General features: G+C 64.8%; 10 protein-coding genes and 1 pseudogene. 4 read left to right on the forward strand and 7 right to left on the reverse strand.

Annotated elements, in window-relative coordinates:
* Window positions 1-148: 148 nt before the first annotated feature.
* The 4 genes from QZ648_RS23635 to QZ648_RS23650 form a co-directional block, all read right to left on the reverse strand.
* The gene (locus QZ648_RS23635) at window positions 149-748 is read right to left on the reverse strand and encodes an AbiEi antitoxin N-terminal domain-containing protein (protein WP_291998455.1); all 600 of its coding nucleotides are present in this window, start codon (window positions 746-748) and stop codon (window positions 149-151) included.
* Between the two features lie 32 nt (window positions 749-780).
* Window positions 781-924, reverse strand: a complete 144-nt coding sequence (locus QZ648_RS23640; RefSeq protein ID WP_291998456.1) for a hypothetical protein — start codon at window positions 922-924, stop codon at window positions 781-783.
* Window positions 925-1233: 309 nt separating this feature from the next.
* On the reverse strand, window positions 1234-1683 hold the full coding sequence (locus QZ648_RS23645) for a hypothetical protein (RefSeq protein ID WP_291998457.1): 450 nt from the start codon (window positions 1681-1683) through the stop codon (window positions 1234-1236).
* A gap of 71 nt (window positions 1684-1754) precedes the next feature.
* Window positions 1755-2513: a matrixin family metalloprotease gene (locus tag QZ648_RS23650; RefSeq protein ID WP_169065978.1), complete on the reverse strand. Its 759-nt coding sequence runs from the start codon at window positions 2511-2513 to the stop codon at window positions 1755-1757.
* A 354-nt stretch (window positions 2514-2867) separates the two neighbouring features.
* On the opposite strand from QZ648_RS23650, the pseudogene QZ648_RS23655 reads away from it, so the two are divergent.
* Window positions 2868-2957, forward strand: a pseudogene (locus QZ648_RS23655) (hypothetical protein); the annotation flags it as partial.
* A gap of 40 nt (window positions 2958-2997) precedes the next feature.
* Here QZ648_RS23655 and QZ648_RS23660 read toward each other — a convergent pair.
* Window positions 2998-4416 (reverse strand): alanine/glycine:cation symporter family protein, encoded by a 1419-nt coding sequence (locus QZ648_RS23660; protein ID WP_169065979.1) that lies wholly within the window; start codon window positions 4414-4416, stop codon window positions 2998-3000.
* Window positions 4417-4474: 58 nt separating this feature from the next.
* On the opposite strand from QZ648_RS23660, the gene QZ648_RS23665 reads away from it, so the two are divergent.
* From QZ648_RS23665 to QZ648_RS23675, 3 genes are all read left to right on the forward strand, one after another.
* The gene (locus QZ648_RS23665) at window positions 4475-8344 is read left to right on the forward strand and encodes an SNF2-related protein (RefSeq protein ID WP_291998458.1); all 3870 of its coding nucleotides are present in this window, start codon (window positions 4475-4477) and stop codon (window positions 8342-8344) included.
* Between the two features lie 105 nt (window positions 8345-8449).
* A complete protein-coding gene (gene sulP / locus QZ648_RS23670) occupies window positions 8450-10123 on the forward strand; it encodes a sulfate permease (protein ID WP_291998459.1) in 1674 nt (557 codons plus the stop codon).
* Between the two features lie 318 nt (window positions 10124-10441).
* Entirely contained in the window at window positions 10442-12286 is a 1845-nt protein-coding gene (locus tag QZ648_RS23675) for an IS1634 family transposase (RefSeq protein WP_291995907.1), read from the forward strand.
* 341 nt (window positions 12287-12627) lie between these two features.
* On the opposite strand, the gene QZ648_RS23680 is transcribed toward QZ648_RS23675, so the two are convergent.
* Together QZ648_RS23680 and QZ648_RS23685 are read right to left on the reverse strand one after the other, a co-directional pair.
* Window positions 12628-13116, reverse strand: coding sequence for a hypothetical protein (locus QZ648_RS23680; RefSeq protein WP_291998460.1), 489 nt, complete (start codon window positions 13114-13116; stop codon window positions 12628-12630).
* A 150-nt stretch (window positions 13117-13266) separates the two neighbouring features.
* Entirely contained in the window at window positions 13267-14709 is a 1443-nt protein-coding gene (locus QZ648_RS23685) for an IS1380 family transposase (RefSeq protein ID WP_169068687.1), read from the reverse strand.
* Between the last annotated feature and the right edge of the window lie 13 nt (window positions 14710-14722).

The raw sequence follows: 14722 nt of genomic DNA on the forward strand, positions 1-14722 counted from the left end.
GGACCAGCGAAATAGAGCATGGACAATCGTCGGGGTACGAAAGCCCCACATTTTGCAAGCAGCAATCCGAAATCCTGATTTCCAGCCCGAGCCGTGTTGAGCAAGTGGCCACGAACGGAGGCGCCAGGATTCCCATTCCTCCGTGACCTCACCCCAAACTCTCCAGGTACGGACGCATCACGTTGGCCACACGGCAAATCTTCGCGTAGCGCCAGATCTCATCGCTGGTCACCCGTCTTCCTTGCCAAGCGTCACGTAGCGCTTCGAGGGCGACATCAAGACCGATCTTGTTACGAAACTTGAAACAGTCGGCGACGGTCTTGGCGACGCCAGTGACCCGGACAGTCACACCATCCACGATGTGCTCCTCGACACCCTCGGTAAAAGCTGCACCCGAAAAACGTACGATGCGTAGCGGCGGGTAGTCGAGCTTGGGGGCGATGGACTTGTTCTCGATGGCCAGCCACACCTCGAACGGGGCTTGCGTCGTCAGGTCATGAAAACGAAGGGCAGAGAGCAGGCAAACGACACCTCTAGGCACCCGCAGTGCCACCTCAGCCAGCGACCCCTGCATCGAAATCTCCCGCCCTGGCAGCCCATAGAGCCCGCGTCCGACGCGCTCCAGATCACCACGACGAACAGCGCGAGTGAGTAATACGCGCGCAATTCCGAGAGACAGCAAATCGCATGTGCGGATCAAGCCCCGCGACCGCGCGCGATCAAGCAATCTTTCAGCAGGCTCACTCATCCCGGAAGGGCGTTCCATAACATCTGTAGTTGTCAATATATACCGCAAGAAAGGAACATTCTCTCCAGCGGCGCCAGCGGATAGCGCTTCATCCATTCAAGCACCACATCGCGCAGCATCTCGGGTTGATTACCGTGCACGCGCATCAGGCCAGGGGTCAGGGCGGGCGAGGTCAAATCGGGCTCCGGGAACGCGGATCAGGGAAGTTCAGGCAAGGCTCGAAAGATACCCTGGAACGGGAGTGGAGGCCATGCCGATGGCCGCCCTCGAGCGCCTTGCCTTGCCCTGGATTGCTTCGCTTCGTGTTGTTCTTCGGCTTTGCGTTTGGCGTCGGCGCGGATCAGTTCGCGCATCCAGCTCTATTCGCTCACGCTGCTGTAGGGGCCTTGGGCAATCTGTCCATCCACGAACGGCTGCAAGGGGGCGGGGATTCGGATGCCGATGCAGCAGTCACCACGACGGCGACCGGCAACGCGAAGAGCAGACTACTTGGGCAGCCGCTTCTGCAGGAACTCGATCTGCGCCGAGGCTGATGCCGACGGCGTGAATCGCTGCGGGTGGTCGGCGAGGAAAAGGCCGCGCTCGGCGGCGCTGCGCTGGCGCAGGAACCATAGCCCGGATTGTCCGACCCGATAGTGGAGGTCACTACTCGAGAGCGGCCGGTCGGCCGCCGGCAGCACCAGGAAAGCGACCAATTGCCCGGCCGCTCCCTTGTACACGGTGTCGATCCTGATTACCGCCAGGACCATGTCCTCGCCGGCAGTGCGCACCGGGCTGTGGCCGATCAAGGTGCCGCTGACCACCAGGTCCGAGCGCTCGAGCAACTCGGATTCCGACATGCGCGCCCACATCGCGACGGCGTCAAGACAGACGACGAGCAGCAACAAGCAGCAGAGGATGGGGCGGACCCAGGCCAAGGATCGATGCGAGATCACGGCGATTCACCATGCCAGACTTCCTCCGGTCGCAGCAGCGCCGCCGGAGGAAGAGAAAGGCTCAGGCAGGCTCAGGCGACCGGCAGCGCCGCAGCGCGGCGGCGGCGGCCGAACACACCCAGAGCCGCGCAGGCCAGGCCCAGAAGTGCTGCCGTTGCCGGCTCGGGAACGTCCTGCACCTGCGCCGGACCATAGAGGTACTGCATGCCGGCGATGTCGTCGGCCTGGGGACCGGAGAAGGCCTCGCCATAGAACGGATTCATCAGCGAATCCGGCACGTCGGTGTGACCCAGGCCAAGCGCGTGGCCGATTTCGTGCGCGGCAACAGTGAAGATGTCGAAGGCGCTCGGGTCGCCGCCGAAACCGAGCTTCCACTGATCACCGGTGTCGAAGTGGATGTCGCCAGCGGCGCCCGCTCCGTTGACCGGCGGGAAGTAGCCGTGGGCGAGGGTTCCGAACGGGCCGTCGAAGGTGTGGCCACCGAAGCGCAATTGGCCCGAAGTCCCGTCGTTGAACGGCAAGCCGTCATCGACAACCAGGTTGAAGGTGAGGTTGGCGACCGACGACCAAGCGGCAAATGCCGAAGTTATCGCGCCGAGGTAGCCCACGGGCATGAAGTCGGCCAGGGCGCTGATCGTGCAGCCAGCGAATTCCTGTTCGCAACTGGTCCCGGTAGCCATAAAGCTGTAGCTGACCGTGGCACCGGTGCCAACTACTGGCGAACCCCACTTGCCGGGGCTCGTAGGCCCGAGGACGTAGGCTGAAGCCGGTACGGCGGTCAGCGCACCAGCGGCGAGAAGAGCCGCAGCAGCGATTTTTCTTAATGTCATGTTGATTATCCTGGTTGGGGGGGGTGGGGGGGTGGTGTAGCGCCTTCTGCAAAGCAATGTTCATGCCAACTATTTCAAGCCACTGATTCGCAGGCAATTTCAAGGCTTCTTGAGGGAACCGAAAATGGCAGCTGTAAAGAATGCCGACAGCTTGCCGCGCCCCCGCTGACGCCCCTCCGGTGGTTCGCCATGGTCAGGGAAAATAGCGGAAAATGGGGGGCGCGCCACGGTCATCCGGAACCAGGATCGCGTTCATAAACTGAAAAATAAGGGTCAAAACCGTGTTCTGTCCCGAATCGCACCAGCAAGCGGATGGCGATTGACACCCCTGCGGCGGAAGCATAAACATGGACGGTGCTAGCCTGGGGAGGCCTGCGCGGTGGCGTGTCGGTGGCGCTGTCCCTCTCCCTGCCGGCCGGACCGGAGCGCGACGCCGTCATTGCGAGGAGGCGCTGCATTCACCATTCACCGTTCACCATTCGTCTCAATCGCGCGTCCAGATCGTGTGGTCAATCTCGTCGGCGATCTCGGGATAGTCACGAGCATGGAAGCGCGGCTCAAGCCCGGCATTGCGCTGCTCGAAATAATCCCTGGTCAGCTTGACCACCGTCCCCGACAGCGCCAGGATGGCGATCAGGTTGATCGTTGCCATCAGCCCCATGGCGGCATCGGCGGTGTTGAACACCGTCGCCACGGCCTGCACGGCGCCCCAGACGACCATCAGCAACACGCCGCAGCGCAGGATCAGCAGCCCGGCCGGGTTGCCAACGCCGAGATAGACCAGCGCATTCTCGGAATAAGAGTAGTTGCCGATGATCGAGGTAAAGGCGAAGAAGAAGATCGCCACGGCGATGAAATAGCGCCCGGCCGCGCCGATATGCACCTCGAGCGCGTTCTGCGTCAGCTGTGTTCCGGTGACGCCCGACCCCGGCTCGAGCACCCCGGAGAGGAGGATCATGATCGCCGTCGCGGAGCAGATCAGGAGGGTGTCGATGAACACTCCCAAGGCCTGCACGAAGCCCTGGCTCGACGGATGGTGCGGCACCGGCGTTGCCATCGCGGCGATGTTCGGTGCCGATCCCATGCCGGCCTCGTTCGAGAACAGGCCGCGCTTGACGCCGTTCATCATCGCCGCCATCACTCCACCGGTCACGCCGCCGGCGGCTTCCTGGAGGCCGAAGGCCGAGCCGATGATCTGGCCGAGTACGCCGGGTACAGCGCCAAGGTTGGTGAGCACCACGTAAACCGCCAGCAGCAGATAAGTGATGGCCATGAACGGGACCAGGATTTCGGCCACCTTGGCGATCTGCTTGACGCCGCCGAAGATCACCAGTCCGGTGATTGCCGCCACGACCAGGCCGACCGTCAACTTGGGCACGCCGAACGCGCCCTGCATCGCGTCGGCAATCGAATTCGCCTGCACGGCGTTGAACACCAGCCCGAAAGAGAGGATCAGGCAGACCGAAAAGACCGCCCCCAGCCAGGGCATCTTGAGCCCCTTGCGGATATAGAACGCCGGCCCGCCGCGGTACAGCCCGGCCGGACCGTGGGTCTTGTAAAGCTGCGCCAGAGTCGACTCCGAATAGGCCGTTGCCATGCCCACCAGGGCCACCATCCACATCCAGAAAATCGCCCCCGGCCCGCCGAGATAGAGCGCCACCGCCACACCAGCGAGGTTGCCAGTACCCACCCGGCTGGCCAGCGAAACGGTCAGCGCCTGGAACGGCGAGATCCCGTCCTTATCGGTTTCCCGCGATCCGAGCACGGTCCGGAACATCTCGCCAAAATGCACGATCTGCGGAAATCCCAGCCGGACGGTGAAATACAGGCCCGCCGCCAACAGCCCGTAGATCAGAACGTATCCCCAGAAGATCGTGTTCAGAAAGTCGATGATGGCGTCCATGGCGGCCCCTCCGCAAAAGTATGACCGCAGCTTACACACGGCTTCGTTCGTTTGTCCAATGCGCTTTTCCTATACTCGCCCGTCGCCCGTCGCCAACGCTATCCGCGCGCCGACCGTGTCGCTAGAATGCCGGGATGTTGAAATCGATGCCGCCCGCCGCTGCCTGCCCGCGCCTGCGGGCAGCGACCAGGGAATAGCGACGAAAGATGAAGCCCGCCATGGATCAAGCCCGCAGGACCGCCCCCTCGGCACTGAAGGCAAACCCGTGCTGACCCGGGCAGCATTTGGCAAGACCTGGTGGGGCGAGCAATGGCTCGACGCGCTGACCCATATCGACTACGACAACCGCTTGCCACGCGGTCGCAGTTACGCCAACAAGGGTGCGGTCCGCAACCTGACGGTGAGCGGCGGCACGATTGCGGCGAGCGTCAAGGGCTCGCGCCTGCGGCCGTACCGGGTGAGCATTGCCGTGCCACCGATCGCCGCGGGTGACCTCGCCCGGCTGCTGGAGCGGATTGCCGCCGACCCGGCGCTGATTGCCGGCATGCTCAACGGCAAGCTCGATCCGGCGGTGCTGGCGCTGGCCAGCGAACTGGGCATCGCTGTTTTCCCGACGCGTTGGCAGGATCTGGCGATGGATTGCTCATGCCCGGACTGGGCGGTGCCGTGCAAGCATCTGGCGGCGGCGATCTACCTGCTCAGCCGGGAGATCGACGGCAACCCTTTCCTGGTCTTTTCGCTGCGCGGATTCGATCTCGCCACTGCCCTCAAGGCACGCGGCATTTACCTCGATGACGATGCCGGCGCCGCGCTGCCGACGCTGAGCGAGCTCCTGCCGACCGGCGACGACCGCGCAGGGGCCGACAGCGGGGCCGACACCCGGTCCGACAGCGGGCTGCTCGACAGCCTCGATTTCTCCGTGCTACCGGATCTCTCCGAAGCCCTGCTGCGCGTCCTGCCCGAGCAACCGCCGTTCTTCGCCAACGGCGATTTCCGCGCGACCCTGAGTCGCGCGCTGGCGCGCGTCGCGAAAACGGCGCGGCAGGCGCTCGACACCATCCCCGGCGACGAGACTGGCAACGGCGACCAAAGCGGCCACGGCGATGGCACCGGCACCGGCACCGCCGCCGCCCGGCTCTCGCCGGACGACCGACCGCTCCTGCTGCTCGACGCGACGCACAAGCTGACGCTGAGCGGCGTCGCCGGCATCGGCGACTGGCCGCATCTGGTCGCCGCCCTGGCCGAGCTTGCGCCGGCCCGTCTGCCCGATTTCCAGCCCGAACTGGCGGCCTTGCAGCCGCTGCGCCTGCTTGCCCTGCACCTGCTCGCCCGCGGCGCCGTGGTGCCGCAGTTGTTCACGCTCAGGGGCCAGGAAGTCGGGCTGCGCTGGCTGCCGGCAAACCTGGACCCGGCGGTGCGCGCGCTGATGCAGCGTGTCGAGGCGGCGCTGCCGCCCGGCCGGGTGATGCTGCGCCAGGGCCGCAAGACGCTGCCGCTGAGCGCCGCGGCGCAGGCCACGGTCCTCTGTTCGCTGTTTCTCGATCACTTCATCCGCGCGTGGAGCGCTGCCGACCGCGACAAGGCCGCCGGCGACAAGACGCTGGCGCTGTTCTTCGCCAGCGGTCGGGCGCTCTACGACGGTCCCGGCGAAGGCTCGATCGCTGCCGGCATCCACGCCTGGCTGGCGCGCTTCCACCTCGCCCGCCGCGAGCACGCGCCGGTGCTGTGCCTCGCCGCGGGAGAGGGTGGCGACGAGGAGTCCTCTCCGCAGCACGAGAAGGCCAATGACGGCGATCACTTCGCGCTGAGCCTGGCCGCGGAAAGCGGTACGGCCCTGCAGCCGCCGGTCGCCCTGGCGACCGTGCTCGACGATGCGGCCTGGGCGCAGGCACGCTTCGGCGTTCTGCAAACGGTTGCCCTGCTCGCCGAGTTCTACCCGCCGCTCAACGCCTACGTCAGTGCCGGCGCACGCACGCCGCTGCGCATTGCCGCCGATGCGCTGCCTGAATTCCTCTTCGCGACCCTGCCCGTCGTTCGCCTGCTCGGCATCCGCGCACTGCTGCCGAAAGCGCTCGAGCGCCTGCTGCGTCCACGCCTCTCGCTGCAGCTCAAGGGCCAGGCAGGCCAGGCTGCTGGCGGTGGCTTCCTCAACGCCGACGACGTTTTCGGTTTCGACTGGCGGGTGGCGGTCGGCGACCAGCTGCTCAGCCGAGAGGAGTTCGAGAACCTGGTTCGCGACGCCACTGGCGTCATCCGCTTCAAGGCCGGCTATGTCTATCTCGACCCGAACGAGATCGAGCGCCTGCGCGCCCAGCTGGCGCGGCCGCCGGCGCTATCGGGCAGCGAGCTGCTGCGCGCGGCGCTGGCCGGCGAATACGCCGCTGCGCCGATCGCCCTCGACGAGGGCGCACAGCGCCTGCTGCAACAGCTGCGGGAAGCCGGTGACGTCGAGCTGCCGGGCACCGTGCTGGCGACTCTGCGCCCCTACCAGCAGCGCGGCTACGCCTGGCTGTACCGCAACGCCCGTCTCGGCTTCGGCAGCGTCATCGCCGACGACATGGGCCTGGGCAAGACGCTACAGGTCATCGCCACGCTGCAGAAACTGCGCGACGACGGCGCGCTGGCGGAAGCCAAGGCGCTGGTCATCGTTCCCACCAGCCTGCTCACCAACTGGCAAAAGGAAATCGCGCGCTTCGCTCCGGCGCTGAGCGTCGCCGTTTTTCACGGCGCGCGGCGCGAACTGGCGACCCGCCAGGGAGAACAACGCCCGGACGTGCTGCTCACCACCTACGGCATCGCGCGCAGCGAGGCGGCGGCGCTCAAGGCCCTCGCCTGGCAGGTGCTGGTGGTCGACGAAGCGCAGAACATCAAGAACCCGGCGACCGCGCAGACGCGGGCGGTGAAGGCCATCCCGGCGAGCAGCTTCATCGCCATGAGCGGCACGCCGGTGGAGAACCGCCTCTCGGAGTACTGGAGCATCATGGACTTCGCCAACCGCGGCTACCTCGGCAAGCTGCCGCAGTTCGTCAAGGAGTATGCGCTGCCGATCCAGACGCATCGCGACCAGCAGGTCATCGAGCGCTTCCGGCGCGTCACCGCGCCCTTCCTGCTGCGCCGCCTGAAGTCCGACAAGACGATCATTGACGATTTGCCGGACAAGATCGAGCAGGACCAGTACTGCAGCCTGTCCGCCGCGCAGAGCGCGCTCTACGAATCGGTGGTCCAGGAAGGTTTGCGCGTCATCGCCGGCGAGTCGGATACTTTCCGGCGGCAGGGCCTGGTGCTGCAGATGATTCTGGCCCTGAAGCAGATCTGCAACCATCCCGCGCAATACCTCAAGCAGGGTCAGGAAGGGGGGCAGGAAAGGACTCAGGAAGCGGGCCAGGAGCGCACCGCCGCCGCGCTGTCCGGCAAGGCGGAGCGTTTCCTCGAACTGATCGACGCCATCCACGCCAGCCACGGCAAGGTGCTGGTATTCACCCAGTTTCGTGAAATGGGCGAACTGCTCGCCGGCTGGCTGCGCGAACGCTATGCACGCGAGCCGCTCTTCCTGCACGGTGGCCTGACGCGCAGCCGCCGCGATGCGCTCGTCGAGCGCTTCCAGAACGATCGCACCGAGCAGGTTTTCCTGCTCTCGCTGAAAGCTGGCGGCACCGGCCTCAACCTCACCGCCGCTTCGAGCGTCATTCACTACGACCTGTGGTGGAACCCGGCGGTGGAGGCGCAGGCCACCGACCGCGCCTACCGCATCGGCCAGCAGCAGAATGTGCAGGTCCATCGCCTGATCACCCGCGCCACTTTCGAGGAACGCATCAACGACATGATCCGCGCCAAGCGCGAGCTGGCCGAGTTGACCGTCGGCAGCGGCGAACAATGGATCGGCCAGCTCGGCGGTGACGAACTGGCGGCGCTGTTCACTCTGCATTGAGGGGCGGCGGCGAGCCAAGCCGAACGAAGGCCAGCAGTGCCGCACAGGCGCTAATATGAACGCAGCGCCCGAGCGCGCTGCGCTGACAAGGGGGAGACGGGAACGATGCTCATCTGGCTGCGCAACTATCGACGCGACTTGCTGGCCGGCGATATCGGCGCCGGCATCATCGTCACCCTGATGATGATTCCGCAGAGCATGGCCTACGCCCTGGTCGCCGGCCTGCCGCCGGTTACCGGGCTCTACGCCAGCATCCTGCCGCCCGTCGCCTACGCCTTGTTCGGCAGCAGCATGGTGCAGTCGGTGGGGCCGATGGCCATCACCTCGCTGATGATCGGCACCTCGCTGGCGACCCTGGCGCCACCCGGATCGGCGCTGAGCATGGTGCTCGCCGGCCAGATGGCGCTGATCGCCGGCGTGATCCTTTTTCTCAGCGGCGTTTTCCGCCTCGGTTTCGTCGCCGGCTTTCTCAGTCGCCCGGTGATGAGCGGCTTTACCAGCGGCGCCGCACTATTGATCGCCAGCGGTCAGCTCGGACCGCTGCTGGGCGGGCCGCTGGCGAATAGCCATCTGCCGAGCGCACTCATCGGACTGGCTTCGCTACTTGCCCTGTGGCTGGCGAAGACCTATCTGGCGCGCGCCTTGGCCGCTCTTGGCGCCTCCGGAAAAGCAGCGGAAATGCTCACCAAACTGGCGCCGGTGGTGGTCCTGGTCGCGGCCACAGCCGCCGTCGCCGGGCTCAACCTGGCAGCGGCCGGGGTCAAGGTCGTCGGCGAAATTCCGGCGGGCCTGCCAGCGCTCGCGCTGGCCGTGTCGGCAGAACATTGGCAGCCCTTGCTGATGCCCTCGCTGCTGATCGCCTTCATGATCTTTCTCTCCAGCCAGTCGGCCGCGCAATCGCTGGCTCACCGGCGCGGCGAACGCATCGTCAGCAACCGCGAGCTGCTCGGGCTCGGCGCCGCCAACCTGGCCAGCGCGGTGTCGGGCGGCTTCGCGGTCACCGGCAGCATTTCACGCTCGGCAGTGAATTACGCCGCCGGCGCCAACACGCCGCTGGCCAGCATCATCTCGGCCGCCCTGATCGTCCTGGCGCTGCTCGTGCCGACCACCTGGATATCCTGGCTGCCACTGCCGGCGCTGGCGGCGACGATCATTCTCGCCGTCCTCGGCATGATCGATGTCGCCACCTTGCGCGACGCCTGGCGCCATGACCGCAGCGACGCCGCCGCGCTGCTGGCAACGACCACCGGCGTCCTCCTTCTCGGCGTCGAAAAAGGCGTCATTCTCGGCGTCGTCCTGTCGCTGGCGACGGTCATCTGGCGCGCCAGCCGGCCGCACATCGCGGTCATCGGCCGCATTCCCGGCAGCGAACACTTCCGCAACGTAAAACGACATCAGGTCGAAACCCTGCCCGAAGTGCTGATGCTGCGCATCGACGCCGATCTCTTCTTCGGCAATGTCGATGCCATCGTCGACCACCTCGAACAACTGCTCAAGGAGCGGACGGCAAACGGGCAAGCGACGCGCGACGTGCTGCTGGTAATGTCGGCGGTGAGCAGCGTCGACACCACCGGCCTCTACCTGCTCAACGAGATCAATCGCAGCCTGCTCGGACAGTCCATCAAGCTGCATCTGAGCGAAGTCAAGGGGCCGGTCATGGACCGCCTGCAGCGCAGCGAGCTGCTCAAGCAGCAACTCGGTGGACGCGTGTTTCTAAGTACCGCCGCAGCCTTCAGCTACCTCACCGAGCAGGCTGCGCAGGAAACCTGGTCCATTTGAGGGTATTGAGCTGGCGGGCAGCGGGCGAGTCGAACGAGCGGGTCAAGCGTGGAGCCGTGAAAACGCCCCACCCGCCCCCGGGAAGCGAGAGCACCTGTCCGGCCGTGCACGGCCTGTAATCGCAGCCGCTCCAGCCGGAGCACTTTGGCGAGCCCCAACCCCTCTTTAACAACTCTTTGTCATATTGCGGCCTTTTCCGGGCTGCGGCGATTGTAAGTCATTGATTCTCAATAGGCCGCATTTCTGAGGCGCAATGTTGTGCCATAATAGTTTTTCAAGCCTAGTTTTTCCCCTTGCATTTCTTGTACGATCGTGGGCATGTATATCCGACAGACACGAACGAACAACAAGGTCACCGGCGAGGGCTACTTCACCTTTCGGCTGGTGCGGGGCGAACGCGTCGCAGGCAAGGTCCGTCAGATCACCCTGCTGAATCTCGGGCGTAATTTCGCCATCAAGCAGGAGGACTGGCCGGTGCTGTGTCGTCGCATCGAACAGCTTCTGCATCCCCAGGAAGCGCTCCTGCCACTGCCCTGCACGGGCCCTATCGAAAGCGCAGCCCAGCGCTACGCGGGGCAACTGATCGTGCGGTCGCCGATGAGCGACTCGCCGCCGGCGGCGGAGGCCAGTGAGCCCTGCGGAAAGCCGCGTCCGCCGGTGACGTTCGAGGAAGTCGATATTGACTCGCTGCAAGTGATGCAGCCGCGCTCGGTTGGCGTCGAGCACGTCGGTCTGCATGCGCTGACCGAACTGGGCATCATCGACCAATTGCGAGAGTTGGGCGTCAATGGCGTGCTGCGGGCGTCGATTATCGGCAACCTGATCGGGAGAATGGGCCGCCCGGGCTCCGAGCGGGCGACCTGGAGCTGGCTGCAGAAGCAGAGCGCCTTGGGCGAGCTGATCGACGTCGACTTCCTGTCGATGTCGCACATGAGTCTTTACCGTGCTTCGGACGTCCTGATGAAGCATCGGGAAGTGATTGAAGCGCGCTTGTTCGGCACCGTTCGCACGCTCTTTGGCCTGGAAGAGACGATCACGCTCTACGACCTGACCAACACGTATTTTGAAGGCGAAGTTCCGAGTAATCGCAAGGCCAAGCGTGCCCGTTCCAAGGAGAAGCGCAGCGACTGCCCGTTGGTGACGCTCGGCCTGGTGCTCGACGGCAGTGGCTTTGTGCGCCGCTCGCAGACCTTCGAAGGCAATGTCAGCGAAGCCGGCACGCTTGCTGGCATGCTGACCGGACTGGACGCCCCGGCAGGGGCGCTGGTGATCATGGACGCGGGCATCGCTACCGAAGCCAACATCGCCTGGCTGGTCGAACATGGCTATCGCTACCTGGTCGTTCGTCGCGGGGGGACCCGGCAGTTCGATGAAACACAGGCGGTCACGATCGAGACCGCCGACGAGCAACCGTTGCGGCTGCAAAAGGCGCTCAGTGAAGACGGGAAAGAGCTGCAGTTGTTTTGCCATTCACCGGGTCGGCAGCTCAAGGAGGAGGCCATGCTCGAATCCTTCAGCCAGCGCTTCGAAGCCGGACTGCAGCAAATGCAGGACGGCCTGGCCAAACCACGTGCCGAGAAGCGCCCCGACAAATTGCACGAACGACTCGGCCGGCTGAAGCAGAAGAGTCGCGGCACCAGCCAGCATTACACGGTGGACCTGGTGACGGACGAATCGGGCAAGCGGGTCACCGGGATCACCTGGCAGAAGGTGCCGCGCGAGGGGAGCCAAGCGACGCACCCGGGCGTCTATTGCTTGCGCACTAATGAACTCGACTGGGACGAGGAGCGGCTCTGGCGCACCTACACCCTGCTGACTGACCTGGAGAGTGTGTTTCGCAGCCTCAAGAGTGAGCTGGGCTTGCGGCCGGTCTTTCATCACAAGGAAGAGCGCGCCGACGGCCATCTGTTCATTACCGTGCTGGCTTACCAGTGTGTGCAGTTCCTTCGCCTAAAGCTGAAGGCGGCGGGCATTCCCGACAGTTGGGCGACCCTGCGCGAAACCCTCTCGATCCAGCGCCGGGTGACGACGACTTTCCGGCAACGCGATGGCCGCACGCTGCACGTCCGCAAGGCCACTGCCGCCGAGCCCGAGCTGATGGCGATCTATCGCGCCTTGGGCGTCAACTCAGACCCCGGAGGAACCCGAAAACTGGTCGCCTGACACGAAATTACGCGCTTGTTGTGCCATTAGAGATTCAAGTGCCTTGCAAGCAGTTGATTATGCAAGAGGTTTTTTTGAGAATGTTAAACACGGGCCAACGAAGGCCTGTACGATGCAGATACCCCCCTGTGGCTGGCCCGAGGCCCAGCGCCAAACCTTGTGCTCCCGACCGACGTGGCTCAGGCCTTTCTTCTTGCCAATGCTCTGGAATGGTAAGGCCAAAAGGAAAGACCTGCCCCCCGCGCAGCCCTGAAAATAATGACCGTTTCCCCGTCTCACCCCGTGCCCTTCTCCGGCCGGTGGCGAAGGGCGCTTGGCGAGTCGCGTCCGCGACCTTCCCATTACTTCAGCGCATCGGGAAGCTTGTCGTTCGCGCGCATCTCCTGCAGCGAGCGTTTTGCGACCTCATAGCCGAGGTGGCGATAGCTCTCGAACTGCGACTCATCGAAGAACTGGTCCACCGTCGGTTGGTGCGGAAAGTCCTTGTGCGTGCGCCGGTATTGAACAATGTCCGGCGGCAGATCGGCGGTGAGGGAAGTCTTCCAGTAGATGAGCGTACCGCGTGAGGCGGGCTCAGGATAATCGATCCTGGCGATCGCATAGTGCCGCCGGCCCAGCCACTCCTCCTCCGGCACCTGGTCCCTGGGCTGTGGACGGATGTCGTCCAGCGGGGTCTCGGTCTCGAAGCTGAACTCGACGCCGAAATCGGTGTAGCACTTGCGCATGGCCTCGGCGAGGTCGTCGAAGGCGTACTTCGCATCGGCTCCCGCGTCGCTGGCCAGAATCAGCGTGCAGCGGCGCCGCACCAGCTCGTAGCCCGGATGTTGCACAAACGCTGCCCTGTGCCTCCCCCGGGGCTTGACTACGCATTTTTCGATTTCCAGGCGATAGTTCCCCCGACCCCGCAAGCGGGGAGAAGCGTGAGAAGTGGTTGATGGTCAGGGTGGGTGGCTGCCTCTCGTGGGCCAGACGTGGCGTGTTCATGGCGAAGCCGGCATGGGGCGCATCCGCTTGGCGGGGTAAAGCCTCTTGCAGAGCTGTGCCAGCAGCCCCTTGAGCGGGCAACTGCTGGGTAGCTGCAGCAGCACCCGGTCCTTGTACTGTTTGACGCGGACGGCGATCTTGAACAGCGCGAGGATGACGGTCTTGGGCTGTGCCGTCGCCAACGGCGTGCCTTGCAGCCCCAGGTGGCGCAGTTGCTGATGCAGAACGTAGGCCGCGGCGCTCAGCAGCAGGCGAGCGAAGTTGGCGAGGAAGGACGAAGCGGATGTCCGATCCGATTTCAGATCGCTTTTCACTTGCTTGATCAAATTCTCAGCCTGGCCGCGGCCACAGTAGTCCTGTTGGTAAAGCGTCCGCGGCGAGGGGCCACGCAAGGAGGTGACCACGTAGCGCTGATTGTCCTTGGCAGGCGTGATCGCGCTACCGGTCAGGACTTCGGCCTTGAGCACCACCCGGAAGGCGCGCGGCCAGGAGCGCGCCTGGTAGTCGAATTCACCGAAATGGCGCACCGCCGCGGCGGCCGGGCGCAGGCCCCGGGCGGCCAGCGCCCGATTCAAGGCGGCGTGTGCGCGCACGTTCTTCATCAAGCCCTCGGCCTGGCGCGTGAGGACCGGGTTGCCGGCCAGGCCGAAGATGAAATCTGCATTGCCATCGGCCTGAATCAACGCCATCAACTCGGGATTGGAGAAATGGCCGTCGCCACGTAGCAGGATATGGGTCTGCGGCCAGTGGCGCCGCAACACGGTGAGCACCCGCTTCATGATCATGGCGTTCTCGGCGCCGGTCGGGCGTTTGCCGGGGCGCAGGACGGCGCTCACCAGAGCGCCGGAGTGGGCCTCGAACACCAACAAGGGCAGGTAACAGTGGTGGCCGTAGTGGTGATTGTAGAAAGACAGGGCCTGCTGGCCATAGGTGGCATCGTCGGTGTGATCCAGATCCAGCGTGATCGTGCGCGGCGCTTCGGCGTAGCCAGCGATGAATTGCTCGACCAGAGCCTGCGCCAGTCGGTAGATGTCGCTTCGTCGCACGGCGCCCTCCAGACGCGAGAAGGTGGCACCGCTGGCCAGCGCCTGCTCGGCATCGAGCGGTGCCCGCCCGGCTGCCAGCTTGAACAGCGGGTCATGACGCAGGGCGTTGGCGTCGTTGCCGTCCTCATAGCCGCAGGCAATCTGAAAGACGCGCTGCGTCAGCAAATCGCGCAGCGGGTGGGTGATGTAACGAGGATCGCGGGAATCGGCAATCGCCCCGGTCAGGCGATCGATCAGGCCGATGCGACGATCGACGGCGCTCAGCACCAAGGCGCCCAGGTCCGAGGACACCTCACCGGCGCTGAAATCGGCGCGAACCGTGAAGCCCGCAGCGGGCGGGAGGTGGAGTTGTTCCGGGGTAAAATCCAAGGCTGGGCGAGTAGTGGTAGGCATTTTTTACGAACTG

The organism is Candidatus Accumulibacter sp. ACC012, from assembly GCF_907163155.1.
Classification (GTDB): Bacteria; Pseudomonadota; Gammaproteobacteria; order Burkholderiales; family Rhodocyclaceae; genus Accumulibacter; species Accumulibacter delftensis.

Bases quoted from the DNA above. Each gene is read 5' to 3' on its own strand.
- QZ648_RS23635 (WP_291998455.1), bottom strand. From the start codon at position 748: ATGAGTGAGCCTGCTGAAAGATTGCTTGATCGCGCGCGGTCGCGGGGC.
- QZ648_RS23650 (WP_169065978.1), bottom strand. From the start codon at position 2,513: ATGACATTAAGAAAAATCGCTGCTGCGGCTCTTCTCGCCGCTGGTGCG.
- QZ648_RS23660 (WP_169065979.1), bottom strand. From the start codon at position 4,416: ATGGACGCCATCATCGACTTTCTGAACACGATCTTCTGGGGATACGTT.
- QZ648_RS23665 (WP_291998458.1), top strand. From the start codon at position 4,475: ATGCGCTTTTCCTATACTCGCCCGTCGCCCGTCGCCAACGCTATCCGC.
- sulP (WP_291998459.1), top strand. From the start codon at position 8,450: ATGCTCATCTGGCTGCGCAACTATCGACGCGACTTGCTGGCCGGCGAT.
- QZ648_RS23675 (WP_291995907.1), top strand. From the start codon at position 10,442: ATGTATATCCGACAGACACGAACGAACAACAAGGTCACCGGCGAGGGC.
- QZ648_RS23685 (WP_169068687.1), bottom strand. From the start codon at position 14,709: ATGCCTACCACTACTCGCCCAGCCTTGGATTTTACCCCGGAACAACTC.